The sequence below is a fragment of the Streptomyces sp. NPDC031554 genome, assembly GCF_055580685.1.
Genome location: NZ_JBVIKX010000001.1, coordinates 286,185 through 304,738 on the forward strand (window position 1 = coordinate 286,185; position 18,554 = coordinate 304,738).

The window sequence follows — 18,554 nt, forward strand, 5'->3', positions numbered from 1 at the left end:
GCTCGTGCCCTGCTCCCCGCACCCGCGGGGATGGTCCCAAGTACGACTCCGGGCGCGGTCTGATCCTTCCCTGCTCCCCGCACCCGCGGGAATGGTCCCCTGGGGCTGCTGTGTACGGGTGGTGGCGCCTGCTGCTCCCCGCACCCGCGGGGATGGTCCCTACTCGCGGACCGCGAAGGTCAACCTCAGGGGCCGCTCCCTGCACCCATAGGGATGGCCCCAACGAGGGCTTACGGACCAGTCACACGACCTCCCCACCCCGCAGATATTCGCGAACGCGGCTCGCGAGGTGGGGAGGGCCGTCGAAGAGGCCCCAGTCTCCGATCACGTCACCCACTGTCCCCTCGGGGATCACAAGGCTTCCCGCCGCATGTTCGGTGGCCAACTCCTGGGGATTCCGTCCGTCGAGGGTGGCGAGGTCGTGCAAAATGTCGGCCGTCGTGTCCGGGTCCGTGATGCAGGCATGGAACGGCTGTTCCTCGCCGGGCGACAGGGCCTCAGCGTCTGCTGTCGGCATGACCGGGCGCTCCTTGGTGTGTAGTGCACGGCTCCGCCTCTCGCTTGGCGTCGAGACGTTGCCGCCTTTCGCTCGCAGGCTCTCGACGGCTCTTGGGGTCAGGTCGCGAGGGTCGGCGGAAGCCCTGGGGTGAGGGCGAGTTCGAACCAGATCGTCTTGCCTGCCGGTCCGTACGGCCCCTCGCCCGTGCCGCAGCCGCCCCAGCGGTCCGCGAGCAGGTCGAGGATCAGCAGGCCGCGCCCTCCGTCGGCGCACGTCGGTACGACCGGGGACGAGACCATCGGCGGCAGGTCGGGGGCCATGTCCCAGACGCTGACCCGGAGTACGGGGTCCAGCCAGTGCAGGCGGACGAACGCGGGCCCCTTGGTGTGCCGCACCGAGTTCGTCGCCAGCTCGGATGTCAACAGCTCCGCCCGCTCGACGAGTTCGGCGAGGCCGTGGGCGGTGAGGACGGCCCGGAGGGTGAGACGGGCGATGCCGGGGGCGCGGGGGTCGCAGGGGAAGTGGAGCTCGTAACTCCAGGGGGCGGCGAAGGGAAGAGGGGCGGGGTACGGAGGGAGTTCGGGGTCGTCAGCATGCGAAGTGAGGACGGTCGGGGTTGACGGGGTGATGGGGAGTTGGGTCACGCGGCACCTCCGTTGGCGCGAGTGGCTGTCGTGTGTGCGCAGTGGTGAATCGCACGGGTGGCCTTGCCCCGACTCCGAGTGGGTGCGGTGTCTCCGCCGGTGAGTACGCCGCCCTCCGGATGAGCGGAATCAGACCGGTGCGCTTCCGCTGGATGGGGCGGGATGGTGGCCTGAGCCACACCATAGCGAGAGCTATTTAACCCGTGCCATCAATCTCACTGGAACGGGTGCAGTTTCCTTACGGAATGGACTCGGGCCGCCCCCGTCGGCACACTGTGCGCGAGCAAGGAGGGCTTGATGGCACCGAACACCCCGTCCATCCGGCAGCGCCGTCTGGGCCTGGAGCTTCGGCGACTCCGTGAAGCAGTCGGCATGTCAGCCCCCGCGGCAGCTGGCGCGTTGGGTACGGACCGCACGAACATCTCGAACATCGAGGCAGGGCGGTACGGCATCAGCGAGGAGCGCCTACGTCGTCTGGCCAGCATCTACGAGTGCAACGACGAGGACCTGATCAACACGTTGGCCGCGATGACGGGCGGTCGCAAGCCGGGCTGGTGGGACGAGTACCGGGGCAAAGTGCCTCCAGGGCATCTCGACATCTCCGAAATCGAGTACTCCGCCGTGCACTTGCGCACGGTGCAGACGTCGCATCTTCCCGGGCTGTTCCACACCGAGGACCACGCCAGAGCGATCTTCGACCTCGTCGTGCCGAAACTGCCGCGTCTGGAGGTCGAGTTGCGCATCGCGCATCGGCTCGCACGGCAGCAGGTGATCGCGGGAGACAGGGCCGTCCCCTACGTTGGGATCATCCACGAGGCCGCCCTGCGCATGCAGTTCGGCGGCCGAGAGGTGGCACGTGCCCAGCTTCATCACTTGCTGGACGAGAACGAGCGTGACAACGTGACTTTGGTGGTGATCCCGTTCGCCAGCGGAGGCTTCCCCACGGTGGGGGACGCCGTCCTGTACGCGAAGGCCACCAACTCACATCTGGACACCGTGCACATGGATTCACCGGCCGGCCCGCTGTTCTTCGACTCGCCGACCCAGTTGGAGAACTTCCGCCAGCGCCTGGACCTGGCCCAGCGGATGGCGCTGACTCCGAAGGAATCGGCCGACTTCATCCACGCAGTCGCCAAAGACATGTAAGAGGAGCAGGCCTTGTCGGAGTTGTGCTGGTCGAAGTCGTCCTTCTCCGGGGAGGGGGGCAACAACTGCGTCGAGATAGCCGCCCCGAGCCCCGAGAACATAGCCCTTCGGGAGAGCGAGAGCCCGGCCCGTGTGCTGAACACGGACCGGGCTGTGCTGGGAGCGCTGGTGCGGGGTGTGAAGGCGGGGCTCGGAGGCTGAGCCGCGCCTCGGCGCGGCGGCTCCGGCCCCGGGGGTGCGGTCGGAGACCGTGGGCTCAGGCCACGCCCGCCGTCGCCCGTACCGTCGACGCGATCGTCGCCGAGCCCACCACGCGGGTGCCGTCGTACAGGACGATCGCCTGGCCGGGGGCGACGCCGCGGACCGGCTCGGTGAAGGTGACCTCCAGGGTGCCGTCGACCAGCTCGGCCGACACCTCGGTCTCGCCGCCGTGGGCGCGGAGCTGGGCCGTGTAGGTGCCGGGGGCGGTGGGGGCGGTGCCGCACCAGCGGGGCTTGATCGCGGTGAGGGCGGTGACGTCGAGGGCGGCCGCGGGGCCGACCGTGACCGTGTTGTTCACGGGTGAGATGTCGAGGACGTAGCGCGGCTTGCCGTCGGGGGCCGGGGTGCCGATGCGCAGGCCCTTGCGCTGGCCGATGGTGAAGCCGTAGGCGCCCTCGTGGGTGCCGACCTTGGCGCCGGACTCGTCGACGATGTCGCCCTCGGCCTTGCCGAGGCGGTTCGCGAGGAAGCCCTGGGTGTCGCCGTCGGCGATGAAGCAGATGTCGTGCGAGTCGGGCTTCTTGGCGACCGCGAGCCCGCGGCGCTCGGCCTCCGCGCGGATCTCGTCCTTCGTCGTGACGGTGTCGCCGAGCGGGAACAGGGCGTGGGCGAGCTGCTTCTCGTCCAGCACGCCGAGGACGTACGACTGGTCCTTGGCCATGTCGGAGGCGCGGTGCAGCTCGCGGCTGCCGTCCTCGCGGACGATCACCTGGGCGTAGTGGCCGGTGCAGACGGCGTCGAAGCCGAGGGCCAGGGCCTTGTCCAGGAGCGCCGCGAACTTGATCTTCTCGTTGCAGCGCAGGCAGGGGTTGGGGGTGCGGCCGGCCTCGTACTCGGCGACGAAGTCCTCGACGACGTCCTCGCGGAAGCGGTCGGCGAGGTCCCAGACGTAGAACGGGATGCCGATCACGTCGGCGGCGCGGCGGGCGTCGCGGGAGTCCTCGATCGTGCAACAGCCCCGCGCGCCCGTGCGGAAGGACTGCGGGTTCGCGGAGAGTGCGAGGTGGACACCGGTGACGTCGTGGCCGGCTTCCGCGGCACGGGCGGCGGCGACGGCGGAGTCCACTCCGCCGGACATGGCGGCGAGTACGCGAAGGGGGCGGGGGCGCGGCGAGGTCTCAGTCATAACCCTTCCAGGGTACGGGGCGCCGGGAACCGGGACCCGCGCGTATCCGTTGTGGATCTCGAGGGGCGAGGAAGGCGGGGTGGACGGAGATGGGTGCGGAGCCGGGTTCGGAGACAGGTTCGGGTTCGGGGACAGGTTCGAGGCCGGGGACGGGTTCGGGGGCGGGTTCGGAGGCGGGTGCCGGGGTGGGGTCGGGGGCGCGGGAGAAGGACGCGGACCGGCGGATCGGGCGGCGTGCGCTGCTGATCGGCGGGGTGGCCGCCGCGGTGGGCACGGCCGTGCTCGCGCGGGACGAGCTGGGCAGGCTGTGGTGGCGTCTGCCGGGGGTGGAGAAGGCGCGGGTGCGGGGGGCGGTCGACTTCCGCGGCGCGCGGTGGCTGGCGGCCTCGACGGGCAACTTCCGCTGGGCGGACCGCCCCGACGACTACGACGTGGACATGGTGGTCGTCCATGTCACCCAGGGCAGTCTGGCGAGTGCGGTGAAGGTCTTCCAGGACCCGGCCCACCGGGCGGCGGCGCACTACATCGTCGGGAAGGACGGCCGGGTCACGCAGATGATCCGTGAGCTGGACGTGGCGTTCCACGCGGGCAACCGCGCGTACAACGAGCGCAGTGTCGGCATAGAGCACGAGGGCTTCGTGGACCGCCCCGAGGACTTCACCGACGCGATGTACGCCGCCTCCGCGCGGCTGGCGGCCGGGATCTGCCGGCGGTACGGCATACCCGTCGACCGCGAGCACATCATCGGGCACGTGGAGGTGCCGGGGACGGACCACACCGACCCCGGTGAGCACTGGGACTGGGACCGGTACCTGCGGCTGGTGCGGGAGGCCCACGCGGCCGCGGCGTGACCGCCGGCCCCCGTGACCGCCGGCTCCCGTGACCACGGCCCGGTACGACAGCGGCGGCAGCCGGTCGGGCCGCCCTCCGCTCCGGCGCGTTCCCGGGTAGGTGCGGCGCGGAGGCGGGCGCGGCCTCGGCTCAGCTCAGTCCCGCCGCGCGGGCCCGTTCCACGGCGGGTCCGATGGCCTCGGCGACCGCCTCGACGTCGGCCTCGGTGGAGGTGTGGCCGAGGGAGAAGCGCAGGGTGCCGCGGGCCAGGTCGGGATCGGTGCCGGTGGCCAGCAGCACGTGGCTGGGCTGGGCGACGCCGGCGGTGCAGGCGGAGCCGGTGGAGCACTCGATGCCCTGGGCGTCCAGGAGCAGCAGCAGGGAGTCGCCCTCGCAGCCCGGGAAGGTGAAGTGGGCATTGGCCGGGAGGCGGCCCTCCGGCGCCGGGTCCCCGCCGAGGATCGCGTCGGGGACGGCCGTGAGGACGGCGGTGACCAGGGTGTCGCGCAGGGCGCCGATCTCGCGGGCGAACCATTCGCGCTGCTCGGCCGCGAGGCGGCCGGCGACCGCGAAGGAGGCGACGGCGGGGACGTCGAGGGTGCCGGAGCGGACCTGCCGTTCCTGTCCGCCGCCGTGCAGGACGGGCACGGGGGTGTGCTCGCGGCCCAGGAGGAGGGCGCCGATGCCGTAGGGGCCGCCGATCTTGTGGCCGGAGACGGTCATCGCGGCGAGGCCGGAGGCGGCGAAGTCGACGGGGACCTGACCGAGGGCCTGGACGGCGTCGGCGTGCAGGGGGACGCCGAACTCGGCTGCGGCTTCGGCGAGTTCACGGACCGGCATCACGGTGCCGATCTCGTTGTTCGCCCACATGACCGTGGCCAGGGCCACGTCGTCGGGGTTGCGGGCGAAGGCCTCGCGCAGTGCGTCGGGGTGGACCCTGCCGTGGGCGTCCACGGGGAGGTACTCCACCGTCGCTCCCTCGTGCTCGCCCAGCCAGTGCACGGCGTCCAGGACGGCGTGGTGCTCGACGGGGCTGGCGAGGACGCGGGTGCGGGCGGGGTCGGCGTCGCGGCGGGACCAGTACAGGCCCTTGACCGCGAGGTTGTCGGCCTCGGTGCCGCCGGAGGTGAGGACGACCTCGCTGGGGCGGGCGCCGAGGGCTTCGGCGAGGGTCTCGCGGGCTTCCTCGACCGTACGGCGGGCCCGGCGGCCGGCCGCGTGCAGGGAGGAGGCGTTGCCGGTGACGCCCAGGTGGGCGACGAGCGCCTCCGCCGCCTCCGGGAGCATGGGCGTGGTCGCCGCGTGGTCGAGGTATGCCATGGTGAGCCCGATTCTACGGGGCCCGGTGTGCGGGGTCGCGGCCCGTCACCGCCGCTTGCCACAGCCGTGAGGCCACCCCGTCACGGCAGCCCGCCACAGGCGCGGTGGAGCCCCGCGGCCGCCGTGGCCCACCGGACCGGCGAGCCCCGCGACCCCACGGCCGCCGGTCCGGTGGGCCACGGACCCGTGTCCGGCGCGGCGGACCGGCAGGTCCGACATGCGAGGGCCCGGACCGCGAAGTCCGTTATCCCCGGTTCTGTCGAAACCATTGACATGATCGACACAGACTGCGATGTTGCATGCTCATCAAATCTTGATGCTTTCTGTTCGAAGTCGATTGATTCTGTCGGGTGTCTCCGGGGGTCACGGAACGGAGGGCTCAGGATCGGCAACTCCGCAGAACGGAGCACCTCGTTGCCTCGAAACCCCATGGCGCGCGGCTCGCGCGGTTTCCGTGGTCTTGGTGTGTTGACCCTGGTGGCGGCCCTGGCCGGCGCACCGGCCGTCACGGCTTCCCCCGCCGCGGCCCAGACCGCGACGGCCGGGACCGGTGCGGCCGGGACGTCGTGCGCGACCCCGGCCGCCCCCGACTTCGGGTTCGACCTGACCGGCGGCGGCTGGCGCTTCCGCACGGGGGACGATCCCTCGTGGTCGGACCCCGCCCTCTCCGACGGTTCCTGGGACGGCTGGTCCGTTCCCGACAACTGGGGACAGACGGACCTGGCGTCGTACGACGGGTTCGCCTGGTACCGCAAGACCTTCACCCTTCCCGAGCGGCCCGCGGGCGTGACCGACGCCTCGGTGGTGGCCTCGCTCGGCCGCGTCGACGACGCCGACCAGACCTTCCTGAACGGCGAGGAGATAGGCCGCACCGGCGCCTTCCCGCCGGCCTTCGACTCCGCGTGGGAGGTGCCCCGCACGTACTACCCGCGGGACGGCCTGCTGCACTGGGGCGGCACGAACGTGATCGCCGTGCGGGTCTACGACGGCACCGGCGGCGGCGGTTTCTACCAGGGCCCGGTCGGCCTGTACTCCAAGTCGCGGCTGCGTGAGCTGGCCGGACTCGCCACGACCCCGGCGAACGCCGCGCAGCTCAAGCACGCCTGCGCGGTGCTGGACGCGCAGCACCGGGCGGTGTCACGCGGTCAGCTGTCCCGTTACGCAGCGACCCTGGACGACGGCTTCTTCCACCAGGGCGACACCCGGGAGCAGCGGCTCGCCGAGGTGCGCGCGATGCTGCGCGGCAACGGCTCGGTGACGCTGCGGGACCAGCAGGCCGAGGTCGTCGTGGACGGCCAGGGCCGTCTGGTCGTCGACACGATCCGCAGCTGGGTGGCGGCCGACGGGACCGTACTGTCCCCGCCCACCCGGGAGTTCCTGTACGTCGACCCGCGCCGTCCCCGGGAACTGGGCGACCACGCCAGGTTCTTCCGGAACGGCTACCGCTCCGCGGCCATGGGCCGGGAAGTGAGCTTCAGCGTCTACCTCCCGCCCTCCTACACACAGACCACGGCCCGCCGCTTCCCGACGGTGTTCATGCTGCACGGCTTCAACGGCAGCAACATCGAGTGGGAGGCGCGGGACATGGGCAAGGTCCTCGACAAGCTGTTCGCCGAGAAGGGCATGCGCGAGTCGGTGGTCGTCTTCCCCGACGGGGCCAGCGGCTGGTGGACCGACTCCTCCGAGGGCAAGTACCGCAGCATGGTCGCGCAGGAGCTGGTGCCCCTGGTCGACCGGACCTACCGCACCGTCCCCGACCGTGAGCACCGCGGCCTCAGCGGGGTCTCGATGGGCGGTCACGGCGCGTTCACCCTGGGCCTGACGCGGCCCGACCTGTTCAGCTCGATCGCCAGCCACATGGGCGCGCTCAGCTTCCCGCCCCTGATCGGCACGCCCGAGGAGCGCGCGGCCAGCGCCGGCCAGCAGCCGATCAAGCTGGTCAACTCCATGACGTCCGCCCAGCTGAAGGAGCACACCTACTACTTCGACGGCGGGGACCAGGACGAGTACCGCTTCGGCCAGGCGGCCAGGGACATGGCCAAGGCCCTGTCCGCGAAGGGGGTCTCCTACGACACCCAGAACGGCGACGGGCACCACGACGACGTCTACTGGATGCCCAAGCTGAACCGTTCCTTCGCCCTGCACAGCGCACAGTTCGACGCCCACCCCTACCGCCAGCCGACCGAGCCCCGCAAGCAGCACACGGACGGGTACGTCTGGCCGTAAGCGGTCCGGCACCGAGAGCGGGGCCTCCCGCACCGGCGGGCCCCGCCATCCCGGAACCACCGCACGCACCGGCATCGGCGCGTGCGGTGGTTCCGTGCCCGGCCGGCCGGCGCGGAGGCCCGTCCGGGGTCTAGAAACTCCAGGACAGCGTCGAGTCCGCCTGCATGAAGAACGCCAGGACCAGCAGGTCGGCCACGCCGAGGGTGAGGCCCAGGGCGGCGCGGCCCCGGCGCTCCGTGCCCCGCCACAGGGCCACCGAGGCCAGGACGATGGCGATCGGGCCGAGGAAGACGTTGAGGACCAGGAGGCCGACGAGGCCCAGGATGAAGGACGCGACGGCCATGCCGTCGGTGTCCCGGACGCCCGTGCGGCGCGTGGCCGGTGCGGTGAGCTGCATGTCGGTCGTTCCTTCCGTCAGCGGGTCGTGGTGCGGCGGCGGCCGTGGCGCTCGCGCAGCGCGAAGACGCCGAGCCAGGCGGCGATCACGGCGGCCGCGGCGAGGCTGAAGCCGAGCGGCGCGTGGGCCACGGTGCCCATGACGACGCCGAGCAGCAGGAGTGCGGCGACGAGGAACAGCATGGGATGGATCCCCCTCCGGGACGGTTGTCGTGCCCGTCTCTCGTGACGTCCTGGTGAACAGTTGTAGTTACATCTGTTCACTGACTACCCAGTCTAGCGCGCTCCGTGCTTGGCAATTACGGAGAACAGTTGTTAACTGGATGACATGAGTCACACCCTCGGCATCCGGCAGGCCCAGAAGCAGAAGACCCGGCAGGCCCTCCTGGACGCCGCGTTGGGGCTGCTGGAGGACCAGAGCCTGAGCAGCCTCGGCCTGCGCGAGGTCACGCGCGCCGTCGGGGTCGCCCCGACCGCCTTCTACCGGCACTTCCGCTCCATCGCGGACCTGGGCGTGGCCCTGGTCGAGGAGGCGCTGGGCAGTCTGCACCCCATGATCGGGTCCACGGTGACCGCGGCCGGCTCCAGCGACGAACGCATCGCACGGGCCGTCGACCTGATCGCCCGTCACGTCCACGCGTACCCCGCACACGTCCGGTTCATCGCCCGGGAGCGGCACGGCGGCGTCCAGCCGGTCCGGGAGGCGATCCGGGACCAGCTCGGCCGCTTCGCCGAGGAGGTGCGCGCGGAACTGGCCAAGGACCCCGCGGCCGAGGGGTGGAGCGAGGACGACCTGCTGATGCTCTCGCACCTCTACGTCGACCAGATGATCGTCACCGGTTCGCTCTTCCTGGAGGCGCGGGAGGCCCAGGAGTCCGGCAGGGCCCCGGACGGGGACCTGGACCGGGTGGTCCGGCTCGCGACCCGCCAGATGCGGCTCATCAGCATCGGCCGCCGGCACTGGCTCGACTCCTGAGCCGAGGGGACCGGATCGAATCCTGGACCGACGGGACGCACGGCACCGGAGCGGGACGCGCGGGCGGGCGGGGCGGCCGCCCGTATCCGAGTGGTCACCCCGCACCGTCCTTGCGGACGCGCCCGCGCCCTCGGTCCGTCACCGCGCCGGCCGCGTCGACTCCCCCTGGACGCCGCCGTTCTGCTCCCCGGCCAGGCCGCCGCCCGGTCCGCCGCAGCCGCCGCCCGCTCCCCCGCCGGGCCCGCCCTGTCCGCCCCCGCCGGGCCCGCCGCTCGGCATGCCGGAGGGGATGCCGGTCGGCACGCCCGTCGGAGCCCCCGAGGCTGCGGCCCCCGGAGCGGCGGTGCCGGTGGGGGCACCGGACGGCGCTCCCGACGGCGCCCCGCTCGGCGCCCCGCTCGGTGTCCCGCTGGGCATCCCGCTCGGCGCTCCACCGGGCCGCCCGCACGCCTCCTGCCCGGACGTGCCGTCGTTCGAGGACGCCGAGTCGCCCGATCCGCAGGCCGCCAGGAGGAACGGCGCGAGGGCCAGCAGGGCGGCCGCGGGGAGGAGACGTACGGGCATCGTCGGCACACGCTTCATGAGGGACAGCTCCAGAAAGGATGAGGAAGGCCTGAGACCGTCATTCGACCAACGGCGTTCGGGCCTTCCCTGGGACCTCTCTGTCCGGCGCCTGTCGATCGGGCAAAGCCCGGTTCAAGACGCCGGTCCACGACACCGCTCCCGGCCGGCGGCCGGCCGGGAGCGCCGGGTCACGCGAGGCGTACGCGCGCCAGCTGCCGCGACTGCGCCACCAGCCGGTCCTCGCTGTCCCAGACCTCGCCGTCCTCCTCCAGGAATCCGCCCGCGAGGTTGCGGGTGACGATGGAGACGCGCAGGGGGCCGGGGGCGGGACGGCAGCGGACGTGGACGGTCAGCTCGACCGTCGGGACCCAGCCGGCGATGCCGAGGTCGAAGGCGGTGGGCGGCAGGGCGTCCACCGCGAGGAGCAGGGAGAGCGGGTCGGCGTCCCGGCCGTCGGCGAGCCCGAACCAGGCCCGCACCTCGCCCTTGCCGGAGGGCTGTCCGAGCGCCCAGCCGATGGTCGACGGGTCGAGCTTGAGCATCAGCCGCTCGGCGATGGGCTGCTGGTCGGCGCCGGGGGCGGGGACGGGCCCGTCCTCGGGCCCGAAGCACTGGCCGATCGGGGGGAAGGCGGGCGGCCGGGCCGAGGTGCGGACGTCGTCGGGGAGGGCGCCGAGGTCGCCGTAGGAGGCGAGGACACGGATCCGTTCGACCTCGCGGCCGTTCTCGTCGCTCTGGAGGAGGGAGGCCTGGCCGGTGGAGACGGTGCGGCCGGCGCGGACCGTCTCGGTGCGGACGACCGCCGGGCCGGGGCGGGAGGCGCTCAGGTAGTGGGCGGTGACCGTGAACGGGTCGCCGTGCGGCAGCGCGTCGGCGAGCGCGCGGCCGAGCACGGCGAGCAGGTAGCCGCCGTTGACGGCGCCGAAGATGGTCCAGCCGGCCGAGAGTTCCGTGTCGTACACGCCGGGCTCGCGGAGGGTGACGGCGGTGTCCCGGTCGAACTCACTGTCGCCGAGGGCGGCGGGGGCGATGGCTGCTTCAGACATGCGTGAACGGTACAACAGCAAAATACTAAGCGGTAGCTTTCCCCTTCCTCCGCCCGGCGACGCTACTCCTCCCGCACCGTCGAACGGCGGTTCCACGCGCGCGGCGCCCGCCAGTGGAAGCGCATCGCGAGCAGCCGCAGGACGAAGGCGGTGAGCGCGGCCGCCCCGCTGGCGGCCGGGGTGAGGACGTCGTAGCGGAGGCAGACCGCCACCATGGCGGCGCCGACGATCGCCGGTACCGCGTAGAGGTCGCGGTCCCAGCGCAGCAGGGAGGGCACCTCGTTGGCGAGGACGTCGCGCAGCACACCGCCGCCGACGGCGGTGGCCAGCCCGAGGGCCGCGGACGCGGTGAGTCCCAGGCCGTGGTCGTACGCCTTCACGGTGCCCGAGACGCAGAACAGGCCGAGGCCGGCCGCGTCGAAGACGTTCACGCCGACCTGGATGCGCTCCACGTGCGGGTGCAGGAAGAAGACGAGGAGGGCGGCGAGCAGCGGGGCGAGGAAGTAGCCCAGGTCCGTGAAGGCGGCGGGCGGCACCGCGCCGATGATCACGTCCCGGAAGATGCCGCCGCCCAGCGCGGTCACCTCGGCGAGCACGGCGATGCCGAAGACGTCGAAGTTCTTGCGCACGGCCAGCAGCGCGCCCGAGATGGCGAAGACGAAGATGCCGATCAGGTCGAGCGTGTGCTGGACGGATGGGCTGAAGAGTTGGTGGAGCACCCTACTATTCTCACCCAGCACAGAGCCCCTGCCTTACATTGCAAGGCAGGGGCTCTGTGCTGCTTACTTCTCCTTGGCAGGAGGCTCCTCTTCGGAGGCAGCCGGCTCGGAGGCGGCGGCCTCGGGAGCGTCCGCTGCCGGAGCGTCCGCCTCGGCGGGCTCCGTGGCCTCGGGCGCCTCGGGCGTCTGAGACGCCTCGGCGGGCTCCGCGGCCACAGGTGCCTCGGCGGCTTCCGCCTCGGCCACGGCCTCCGCCGCGGTCTCGACCACGGCCTCGGCCTCGGTCACCGCCTCGGCCTTCGCCACGGCCTCGGTCTTCGCCTCAGCCGCGGTCTCCGCCTCGGCTTCCGCCTCGACCTCCGCCGCCACGGCCGCCGACGTCAGGGCCGACTCCGCGAGCACCTCGTCGGCCACCAGCTCGGCCGCTTCCTTCGCGGCCGTCAGCAGGACGGTGTCCTGCGGGGCCTGGTCCTGGAAGTTCTCCGGGTGGTGGCAGGCGACCTGCTGGCCGGGCCGCAGCTCGACGAGCTTCGGCTCGGTCGTCCTGCAGATCTCCGTCGCCTTCCAGCACCGGGTGTGGAACCGGCAGCCGGTGGGCGGGGAGATCGGCGAGGGCACGTCGCCCTTGAGCAGGATGCGCTCGCTCTTGGCGTTCTTGCGGCTCGGGTCCGGGATCGGCACCGCCGACATGAGCGCCTTGGTGTACGGGTGCATCGGCGTCTTGTAGAGCAGGTCGCGGTCGGCCAGCTCGACGATCTTGCCGAGGTACATCACCGCGATCCGGTCCGAGACGTGCCGGACGACCGAGAGGTCGTGCGCGATGATCACGTACGTCAGGCCCAGCTCCTGCTGGAGGTCGTCGAGCAGGTTCACCACCTGGGCCTGGATCGACACGTCGAGCGCCGAGACCGGCTCGTCCGCCACGACCAGCTTCGGGTTCAGCGCGAGCGCGCGGGCGATGCCGATGCGCTGGCGCTGACCGCCGGAGAACTCGTGCGGGTAGCGGTTGTAGTGCTCGGGGTTGAGACCCACGACCGACAGCAGCCGCTGCACTTCCTTCTTGATGCCGCCCTCGGGCGTGACGCCCTGGAGCTTGAAGGGAGCGCCGACGATCGTGCCGATGGTGTGGCGCGGGTTCAGCGACGAGTACGGGTCCTGGAAGATCATCTGCACGTCGCGGCGCAGCGGACGCATGCCGCCGACACCGAGGTGCGTGATGTCCTTGCCCTCGAACTCGATCGTGCCGCCGGTCGGTTCGAGCAGCCGGGTGATCAGCCGGCCCATCGTCGACTTGCCGCAGCCGGACTCGCCCACCACGCCGAGGGTCTCGCCGGAGCGGACCTCGAAGTCCAGGCCGTCCACCGCGTGCACGGCGCCGACCTGCCGCTGGAGCAGGCCCTTCTTGATCGGGAAGTGCTTCTGCAGCCCGGTCACCTTCAGCAGGACCTCGCCGGGGGCGGCGTCCTTGGTGAGGGTGGCGGCGCCGCCGCTCGGCTCACCGTCGGTCTGCGCGGGGATGCTCACCGCTTTCTCGTCACTCACAGCTTCGGCGCAATCTCTTCGGTCCAGATACGCTCCCGCTGCTCCTTGCCCAGGTGGCAGGCGGCCCAGTGCCGGCTGCCGACCTCGGCCAGCTCCGGGCGGACCGTGCGGGTGACGTTGTCCTTCGGGAGGTCCGCGTACGGGCAGCGCGGGTTGAAGGCGCAGCCGGACGGGACGTTGATCAGGGAGGGCGGGGAGCCCTTGACCGGGATCAGGCGCTCCTGCTGGTCGCGGTCGAGTCGCGGCATCGAGCCCAGCAGGCCCCAGGTGTAGGGGTGGCGGGGCTCGTAGAACACCTTCTCGGCCGGACCGCGCTCGACGCACCGGCCGCCGTACATCACCAGGAGGTCGTCGGCCAGTTCGGCGACGACGCCCAGGTCGTGGGTGATGACGATGACCGCGGAGCCGAACTCCTTCTGCAGGTCGCGGATCAGGTCGAGGATCTGCGCCTGGACGGTGACGTCCAGGGCGGTCGTCGGCTCGTCCGCGATGAGCAGCTCGGGGTTGTTCACCAGCGACATCGCGATCATCGCGCGCTGGCGCATACCGCCGGAGAACTCGTGCGGGTAGTTGTCCACCCGCTTGTCCGGCTGCGGGATGCCGACCCGGTCGAGCATCTCGACCGCGCGGCGCTTGGCGGTCTTCTTGTCCACGTTGTGGTGGATGCGGTACGCCTCCACGATCTGCTGGCCGATCGTGTAGTACGGGTGCAGCGCCGACAGCGGGTCCTGGAAGATCATCGCCATGTGACGGCCGCGCAGCTTGCGCACGTGGTCCGGGTCGGCGGAGAGCAGCTCGGTGCCGTCCAGCCAGATCTCGCCGGAGATCTGGGCCTTGCGCTTGCCGTACTGGCCGGCGGTGTGCAGACCCATGATGCCCAGCGAGGTCACCGACTTGCCGGATCCCGACTCGCCCACGATGCCGAGGGTCTTGCCCTTCTCCAGCTGGAAGCTGAGCCCGTCGACGGACTTCACCAGGCCGTCGTCGGTCGGGAAGTGCACCTTCAGGTCGCGCACTTCGAGGAAGGCGCTCGGCGCGGGCGAGGCGGCGGTGGGTTCGCCCACGGCCGCTCCGCTCTTGCTGAGGTCGGTCATGTGAGCCTCACTCGGGGGTCGATCACGGCGTACAGGATGTCCACCACGAGGTTGGCGACGAGCACCGCGAGGGAAGTGATCAGGGTGACACCCAGGATGACGGGCAGGTCCTGGTTCTTGATGGCGTTGAGGACCGCCTGGCCGAGGCCGGGCAGGTTGAACGCCGTCTCGGTCAGGATCGCGCCGCCGATGAGGGCGCCGAGGTCCATGCCCAGCATGGTGAGCAGCGGCGTCATCGTGGAGCGCATGGCGTGCTTGCCGATGACGACCCGCTCCTTGAGGCCCTTGGCGCGGGCGGTGCGGATGTAGTCCTCACCGAGGATCTCCAGCATGGTGGCCCTGGTGATGCGCGCGTACATCGCCGCGTACAGGAACGCCAGGGTGACCCAGGGCAGGATCATTCCGCCGAACCAGCCGGAGAAGCTCTCGTCCAGCGGGACGAACTGTCCGTCGAACAGGTCCATTCCGTACACGAAGATCGACAGCGCGACCATGCCGGTGAAGTAGATCGGGAGGGAGACGCCCGACAGCGCGATCACCATCGCGCCGCGGTCCCACAGGCTGCCCCGCTTGAGCGCGGAGAGCACACCCGCCGAGACACCGAGGAGCAGCCACAGCACGGCGGCGCCGAGCGCGAGGGCCAGCGTCACCGGGAAGCGGTCGGTCAGCACCGGCCAGACGGCCTGCTCACTGCGGAAGGAGTAGCCGAAGCACGGCGCGGCGCAGTTGATCGAGTCGCCGCCGCCGGTGTAGGTGCGTCCGGCGAAGATCCCCTTGAAGAACTCCCAGACCTGGGCGTAGATCGGGTCGCCCAGACCCAGTTTCTCGCGCACACCCTCGACCGCGGCCGGGTCGGCCTGCTTGCCCACGAAGCTCAAGGCGATGTCGACGCCGGCCCACTTGGGGATGAGGAAGAAGATGCCGAAGACCACCATGACGATGACCACAAGCATCACTGCGGCGGCGAACAACCGCCTGATGAGGTAAGCGAGCACAGCTCTCGGCCCGCCGCGGACCGCGGGCCACCGGAGGTCGTCCGGTGGCCCGCGCTCACGCTGCGCCGGCCTTCACCTGCCTTTCGTGCCGTTCGGCGGGTGTGCCGGGACTACTTCTTCGGGTTCTTCAGGCCGAGGTTCACGAAGTCGTACTGACCGCTGTAACCGTCGGTGGTGTAGACGTTCGCCAGGTTGTCCGAGCGCCAGTTGATGAACTTCTCGAAGACGAAGGGCAGGTAGTACGCGCCCTCCATCACCTTGTGGTTGATCTCCGTGGCGATCTTGGTCTTGCCGGCGTCGTCCAGGGTGGTGACGTACTGGGCGAACAGGCCGTCGATGGCCTTGTCCTTGATGAGCGCGTAGTTGTTGTTACCGCTCTCCGCGATGTACTTGCTGTTCCACAGCGGCAGACCGAAGCCCTGCACGGACGGGAAGTCCGGGCCCCAGCCCATGATGATGATGCCGTAGCCCTTCTTCTTCACGTTCGAGGGGCTGCCGATGATGCCGGCGGTCTGCGAGCCGTCGTACTGGTCGATCTCGGCGGTGATGCCGATCTTCTTCAGCGAGGCCTGCAGGGACTGGGCCGTGGCCACCTCGACCGGCTTGTTGTTGCGGACCGCGATGGTGGTCTTGAAGCCGTTCGGCTGACCGCAGGCCTTCAGGGCCGCCTTGGCCTCGGCGACGTTGCCGCTCTTGTTGTCACCGGCGAGCTTGTACGGGTCGTACTTCTGGCCCTCGGCGCCCGGGACGGACGGCGGCAGCATGTTGGTACCGATGTCGCCACCGGCGATCGGGCCGCCACGCGCGGTCTGGAGCGACACGTGGTCGGCGCCCAGGATGACGGCCTTGCGGCACTCGAGCTTGTCGAACGGCGCGACGCTCTGCGGGAAGACCGCGTAACGCACGTAGCCGGAGACCGGGTTGTCCAGGTTGGCCTTGTGCTGCTTCAGGGCGGTGGTGCGGCCCTGCGGCGACATGCCGGTCTGATTCAGGTCCAGGTCCAGGTCACCGCTCAGCAGACGCTGGTCGAGCTGGTTGGCGTCCGAGAAGAACTTGATGGTGATCTCGTCCGGGTAGGCCTTGCGGACCGGGTCCGAGGCCTGCTTCCAGTTGGTGTTGCGGACGAGCTTGAGGTCCTTGCCCGGGCTGTAGGACGCGAACTTGTACGGGCCCGAGGAGAACGGCTTCAGGCCGTACTTGGCCTTGGTGTCCATGTCCTGGCGGACCGGCGAGGCCGAGACCAGGGCCAGCATCTCCTCGAAGTCCGAGTTGGCCACGGGGAGCTTGAAGACGATGGTCTTGTCGTCCGGCGTCTCGATGGCCTTCAGACCGAGCTTGTCGGCGGAGGTGTCCTTGTAGGGACCCTTGTACTCGCCCTTGGGGTCGAGCACGTCCTTCAGGTACGTCGGACCGCCGGACAGGACGTCCTGCGCCCACACGCGCTCGATGCCGTACTTCACGTCCTTGGACGTGATCGGCTTGCCGTCCTCCCACGTGATGCCGTCACGCAGGGTGTACGTGTAGGTCTTGCCGTCGTCCGTGACCTTGGCGGTCTCGGTGGCAAGGTCCGGAGTGATCTCGGCGCCCGCGGCACCCGGCTCGGCCTTGTTCGTGACGAGCTGGCGGCTGTAGTAGCGCGCGAAGTTCCACATCATGCCGTAGTAGCCACGCGTGGTGTCCCACGAGTCGGCGTCCTGCGCGGCACCGAACTTCAGCGTGCCGCCCTTCTTCGCGGCGGACGCCTGGGCGACCTTGTTGTTCGCGGCGTCGAAGCCGGCGGCACCGGTCTTCGAACCGTTGTCGCCGTCGTCCGAACCGCCGCCGCACGCCGCCGTGGTCAGCAGCGCGGCGACCGCGGCAGCAGCGGCAATAGCCTGCTTCCGCCGCCCTGAGGTGCGTTGGGTAGTCACGATCTCGGATCCTCCGGATAGATGAGAGACCCCGTGTAAGTGCCACGGGACAGTTGAGGTGCGGCTCAGCGAGAGGCCTTCGGGTCCAGCGCGTCCCGCACGCCGTCGCCGAAGAGGTTGAAGGCGAGAACGGTGATGAAGATCGCCACGCCCGGAACCACCATGTACATGGGGTCGGACTCGTAGTAGTCGATCGCGCTCGAGAGCATCTGCCCCCAGGAGGCGGTGGGCGGCTTGACGCCCACGCCCAGGAAGCTGAGCGCCGCCTCGGTCAGGATGTTGGTGGGGATCATCATCGTGGTGTAGACGACGATCGGGGCGACGAGGTTGGGCAGCAGTTCCTTGAACAGGATGTACAGCCGTCCGGCGCCCAGCGATCGGGCGGCCTCCACGTACTCGCGCTCTCGCAGGGAGAGGGTCTGGCCGCGCACCACACGTCCGATGTAGGGCCAGCCGAAGAAGCCGATGACCAGGATCATCACGAAGACGCGCACGTTGGAGCCGGTGAGGCCCAGCAGGTCGCTCGGCATGACGGAGACCAGCGCGATGATGAACAGCAGCTGGGGGAAGGCGAGCAGACCGTCCATGACCCGGCTGACGACCGAGTCGACCCAGCCGCCGAAGAAGCCGGCGAGGATGCCCAGGACGGTGCCGAGGATCACGGCGACGACGGCCGACAGGAAGCCGACCAGCAGGGAGATCCGGGCGCCGTAGAGGATGCGGGCGAAGATGTCGCGGCCGTTGACCGGCTCGACGCCCAGCAGGTGCTCGCCGCTGATGCCGCCCAGGGAGCCCGTGGGGGTGCCGAACAGCGGGTCGATGAGGTTCTCGTGGTACTCGTTCGGGTCCTGGCCCAGGATCGAGGTGATCACCGGGGCCAGCAGCGCGACCACGACGAGGAGGAGCACCACGATGCCGCCGGTCAGGGCGAGCTTGTCCCGCTTCAGGCGCTCCCAGGCGATCCGACCCAGGGAACGGCCCTGTACGGCCTTCGCGTCGGCGGTGGCCACCGCCGCTTCCTCGGCCGGGCTCGGGGCCGCTTCCGCGGTCGGCTCGTGCAATGGTGCCGTCATCTGGCAGGGACCCCTCTCAACCGGCGGTAGCCGGCCCACACTTGCCGCTGTAGCGGCGTGATCAGTCCGTCGTACGCAGGGGTGAAAGCACCCCTGATGCGGGAGTCTTCAACGCTTTGGCGATCTGTAGCCAGAGTTGAAGGGGAATGGATGCGTAAACGTGATGCTCTCAGGAGGATTCCGTTA

General features: G+C 70.6%; 19 protein-coding genes and 1 CRISPR repeat array (1 of these 20 only partly in view). Of the genes, 5 read left to right on the forward strand and 14 right to left on the reverse strand.

Annotation, left to right across the window (positions count from 1 at the left end; genetic code table 11):
- A CRISPR array of direct repeats spans positions 1-160; the repeat unit is 29 nt; unit sequence CTGCTCCCCGCACCCGCGGGGATGGTCCC; it begins 3,958 nt to the left of the window's first position.
- An 81-nt stretch (positions 161-241) separates the two neighbouring features.
- Both ACZ5FU_RS01200 and ACZ5FU_RS01205 read right to left on the reverse strand, forming a co-directional pair.
- Positions 242-517: a hypothetical protein gene (locus tag ACZ5FU_RS01200; RefSeq protein WP_451777451.1), complete on the reverse strand. Its 276-nt coding sequence runs from the start codon at positions 515-517 to the stop codon at positions 242-244.
- Positions 518-615: 98 nt separating this feature from the next.
- Positions 616-1,143: an ATP-binding protein gene (locus ACZ5FU_RS01205; RefSeq protein WP_451777453.1), complete on the reverse strand. Its 528-nt coding sequence runs from the start codon at positions 1,141-1,143 to the stop codon at positions 616-618.
- Positions 1,144-1,440: 297 nt separating this feature from the next.
- Here ACZ5FU_RS01205 and ACZ5FU_RS01210 point away from each other — a divergent pair, with 297 nt between their 5' ends.
- Positions 1,441-2,289, forward strand: a complete 849-nt coding sequence (locus ACZ5FU_RS01210; protein WP_451777456.1) for a helix-turn-helix domain-containing protein — start codon at positions 1,441-1,443, stop codon at positions 2,287-2,289.
- Positions 2,290-2,301: 12 nt separating this feature from the next.
- A complete protein-coding gene (locus ACZ5FU_RS01215; RefSeq protein ID WP_451777459.1) occupies positions 2,302-2,490 on the forward strand; it encodes a DUF397 domain-containing protein in 189 nt (62 codons plus the stop codon).
- 55 nt (positions 2,491-2,545) lie between these two features.
- Here ACZ5FU_RS01215 and mnmA read toward each other — a convergent pair whose 3' ends face one another.
- Positions 2,546-3,676, reverse strand: a complete 1,131-nt coding sequence (gene mnmA, locus ACZ5FU_RS01220) for a tRNA 2-thiouridine(34) synthase MnmA (protein WP_451777460.1) — start codon at positions 3,674-3,676, stop codon at positions 2,546-2,548.
- Positions 3,677-3,861: 185 nt separating this feature from the next.
- Here mnmA and ACZ5FU_RS01225 point away from each other — a divergent pair, with 185 nt between their 5' ends.
- Positions 3,862-4,527 (forward strand): N-acetylmuramoyl-L-alanine amidase, encoded by a 666-nt coding sequence (locus tag ACZ5FU_RS01225; RefSeq protein WP_469044074.1) that lies wholly within the window; start codon positions 3,862-3,864, stop codon positions 4,525-4,527.
- A 130-nt stretch (positions 4,528-4,657) separates the two neighbouring features.
- Here ACZ5FU_RS01225 and ACZ5FU_RS01230 read toward each other — a convergent pair whose 3' ends face one another.
- Complete coding sequence (locus ACZ5FU_RS01230) at positions 4,658-5,827, reverse strand: cysteine desulfurase family protein (protein ID WP_469044075.1); 1,170 nt, start codon at positions 5,825-5,827, stop codon at positions 4,658-4,660.
- A 477-nt stretch (positions 5,828-6,304) separates the two neighbouring features.
- On the opposite strand from ACZ5FU_RS01230, the gene ACZ5FU_RS01235 reads away from it, so the two are divergent.
- Positions 6,305-8,053 carry an alpha/beta hydrolase gene (locus tag ACZ5FU_RS01235; protein WP_469044712.1) on the forward strand — a complete coding sequence of 583 codons (1,749 nt, stop codon included), beginning with the start codon at positions 6,305-6,307 and terminating at the stop codon, positions 8,051-8,053.
- A gap of 130 nt (positions 8,054-8,183) precedes the next feature.
- On the opposite strand, the gene ACZ5FU_RS01240 is transcribed toward ACZ5FU_RS01235, so the two are convergent.
- The gene (locus ACZ5FU_RS01240) at positions 8,184-8,450 is read right to left on the reverse strand and encodes a DUF4190 domain-containing protein (RefSeq protein WP_451526190.1); all 267 of its coding nucleotides are present in this window, start codon (positions 8,448-8,450) and stop codon (positions 8,184-8,186) included.
- A gap of 17 nt (positions 8,451-8,467) precedes the next feature.
- The gene (locus ACZ5FU_RS01245; RefSeq protein ID WP_451526189.1) at positions 8,468-8,632 is read right to left on the reverse strand and encodes a hypothetical protein; all 165 of its coding nucleotides are present in this window, start codon (positions 8,630-8,632) and stop codon (positions 8,468-8,470) included.
- A gap of 145 nt (positions 8,633-8,777) precedes the next feature.
- Between ACZ5FU_RS01245 and ACZ5FU_RS01250 the strand changes: the two genes are divergently transcribed.
- Positions 8,778-9,425: a TetR family transcriptional regulator gene (locus tag ACZ5FU_RS01250; RefSeq protein WP_469044076.1), complete on the forward strand. Its 648-nt coding sequence runs from the start codon at positions 8,778-8,780 to the stop codon at positions 9,423-9,425.
- A gap of 138 nt (positions 9,426-9,563) precedes the next feature.
- Here the strand turns inward: ACZ5FU_RS01250 and ACZ5FU_RS01255 are convergent, their stop codons facing one another.
- The 8 genes from ACZ5FU_RS01255 to ACZ5FU_RS01290 all read right to left on the reverse strand — a co-directional run bounded on the left by ACZ5FU_RS01255 (position 9,564) and on the right by ACZ5FU_RS01290 (position 18,368).
- A complete protein-coding gene (locus ACZ5FU_RS01255) occupies positions 9,564-10,007 on the reverse strand; it encodes a hypothetical protein (protein WP_469044078.1) in 444 nt (147 codons plus the stop codon).
- Positions 10,008-10,177: 170 nt separating this feature from the next.
- Positions 10,178-11,035, reverse strand: a complete 858-nt coding sequence (locus ACZ5FU_RS01260; protein WP_469044079.1) for a thioesterase family protein — start codon at positions 11,033-11,035, stop codon at positions 10,178-10,180.
- Between the two features lie 62 nt (positions 11,036-11,097).
- Positions 11,098-11,754 carry a trimeric intracellular cation channel family protein gene (locus tag ACZ5FU_RS01265; protein ID WP_451526186.1) on the reverse strand — a complete coding sequence of 219 codons (657 nt, stop codon included), beginning with the start codon at positions 11,752-11,754 and terminating at the stop codon, positions 11,098-11,100.
- 63 nt (positions 11,755-11,817) lie between these two features.
- A complete protein-coding gene (locus tag ACZ5FU_RS01270; protein WP_469044713.1) occupies positions 11,818-13,278 on the reverse strand; it encodes an ABC transporter ATP-binding protein in 1,461 nt (486 codons plus the stop codon).
- Positions 13,279-13,292: 14 nt separating this feature from the next.
- Positions 13,293-14,390 (reverse strand): ABC transporter ATP-binding protein, encoded by a 1,098-nt coding sequence (locus ACZ5FU_RS01275; RefSeq protein WP_366058177.1) that lies wholly within the window; start codon positions 14,388-14,390, stop codon positions 13,293-13,295.
- Complete coding sequence (locus tag ACZ5FU_RS01280; protein WP_451526185.1) at positions 14,387-15,385, reverse strand: ABC transporter permease; 999 nt, start codon at positions 15,383-15,385, stop codon at positions 14,387-14,389. The genes ACZ5FU_RS01275 and ACZ5FU_RS01280 overlap by 4 nt, the downstream gene beginning before the upstream one ends.
- 110 nt (positions 15,386-15,495) lie before the next feature.
- Positions 15,496-17,295, reverse strand: coding sequence for an ABC transporter substrate-binding protein (locus ACZ5FU_RS01285; protein ID WP_451526184.1), 1,800 nt, complete (start codon positions 17,293-17,295; stop codon positions 15,496-15,498).
- Between the two features lie 65 nt (positions 17,296-17,360).
- On the reverse strand, positions 17,361-18,368 hold the full coding sequence (locus ACZ5FU_RS01290) for an ABC transporter permease (protein ID WP_451526183.1): 1,008 nt from the start codon (positions 18,366-18,368) through the stop codon (positions 17,361-17,363).
- Positions 18,369-18,554: the final 186 nt, after the last annotated feature.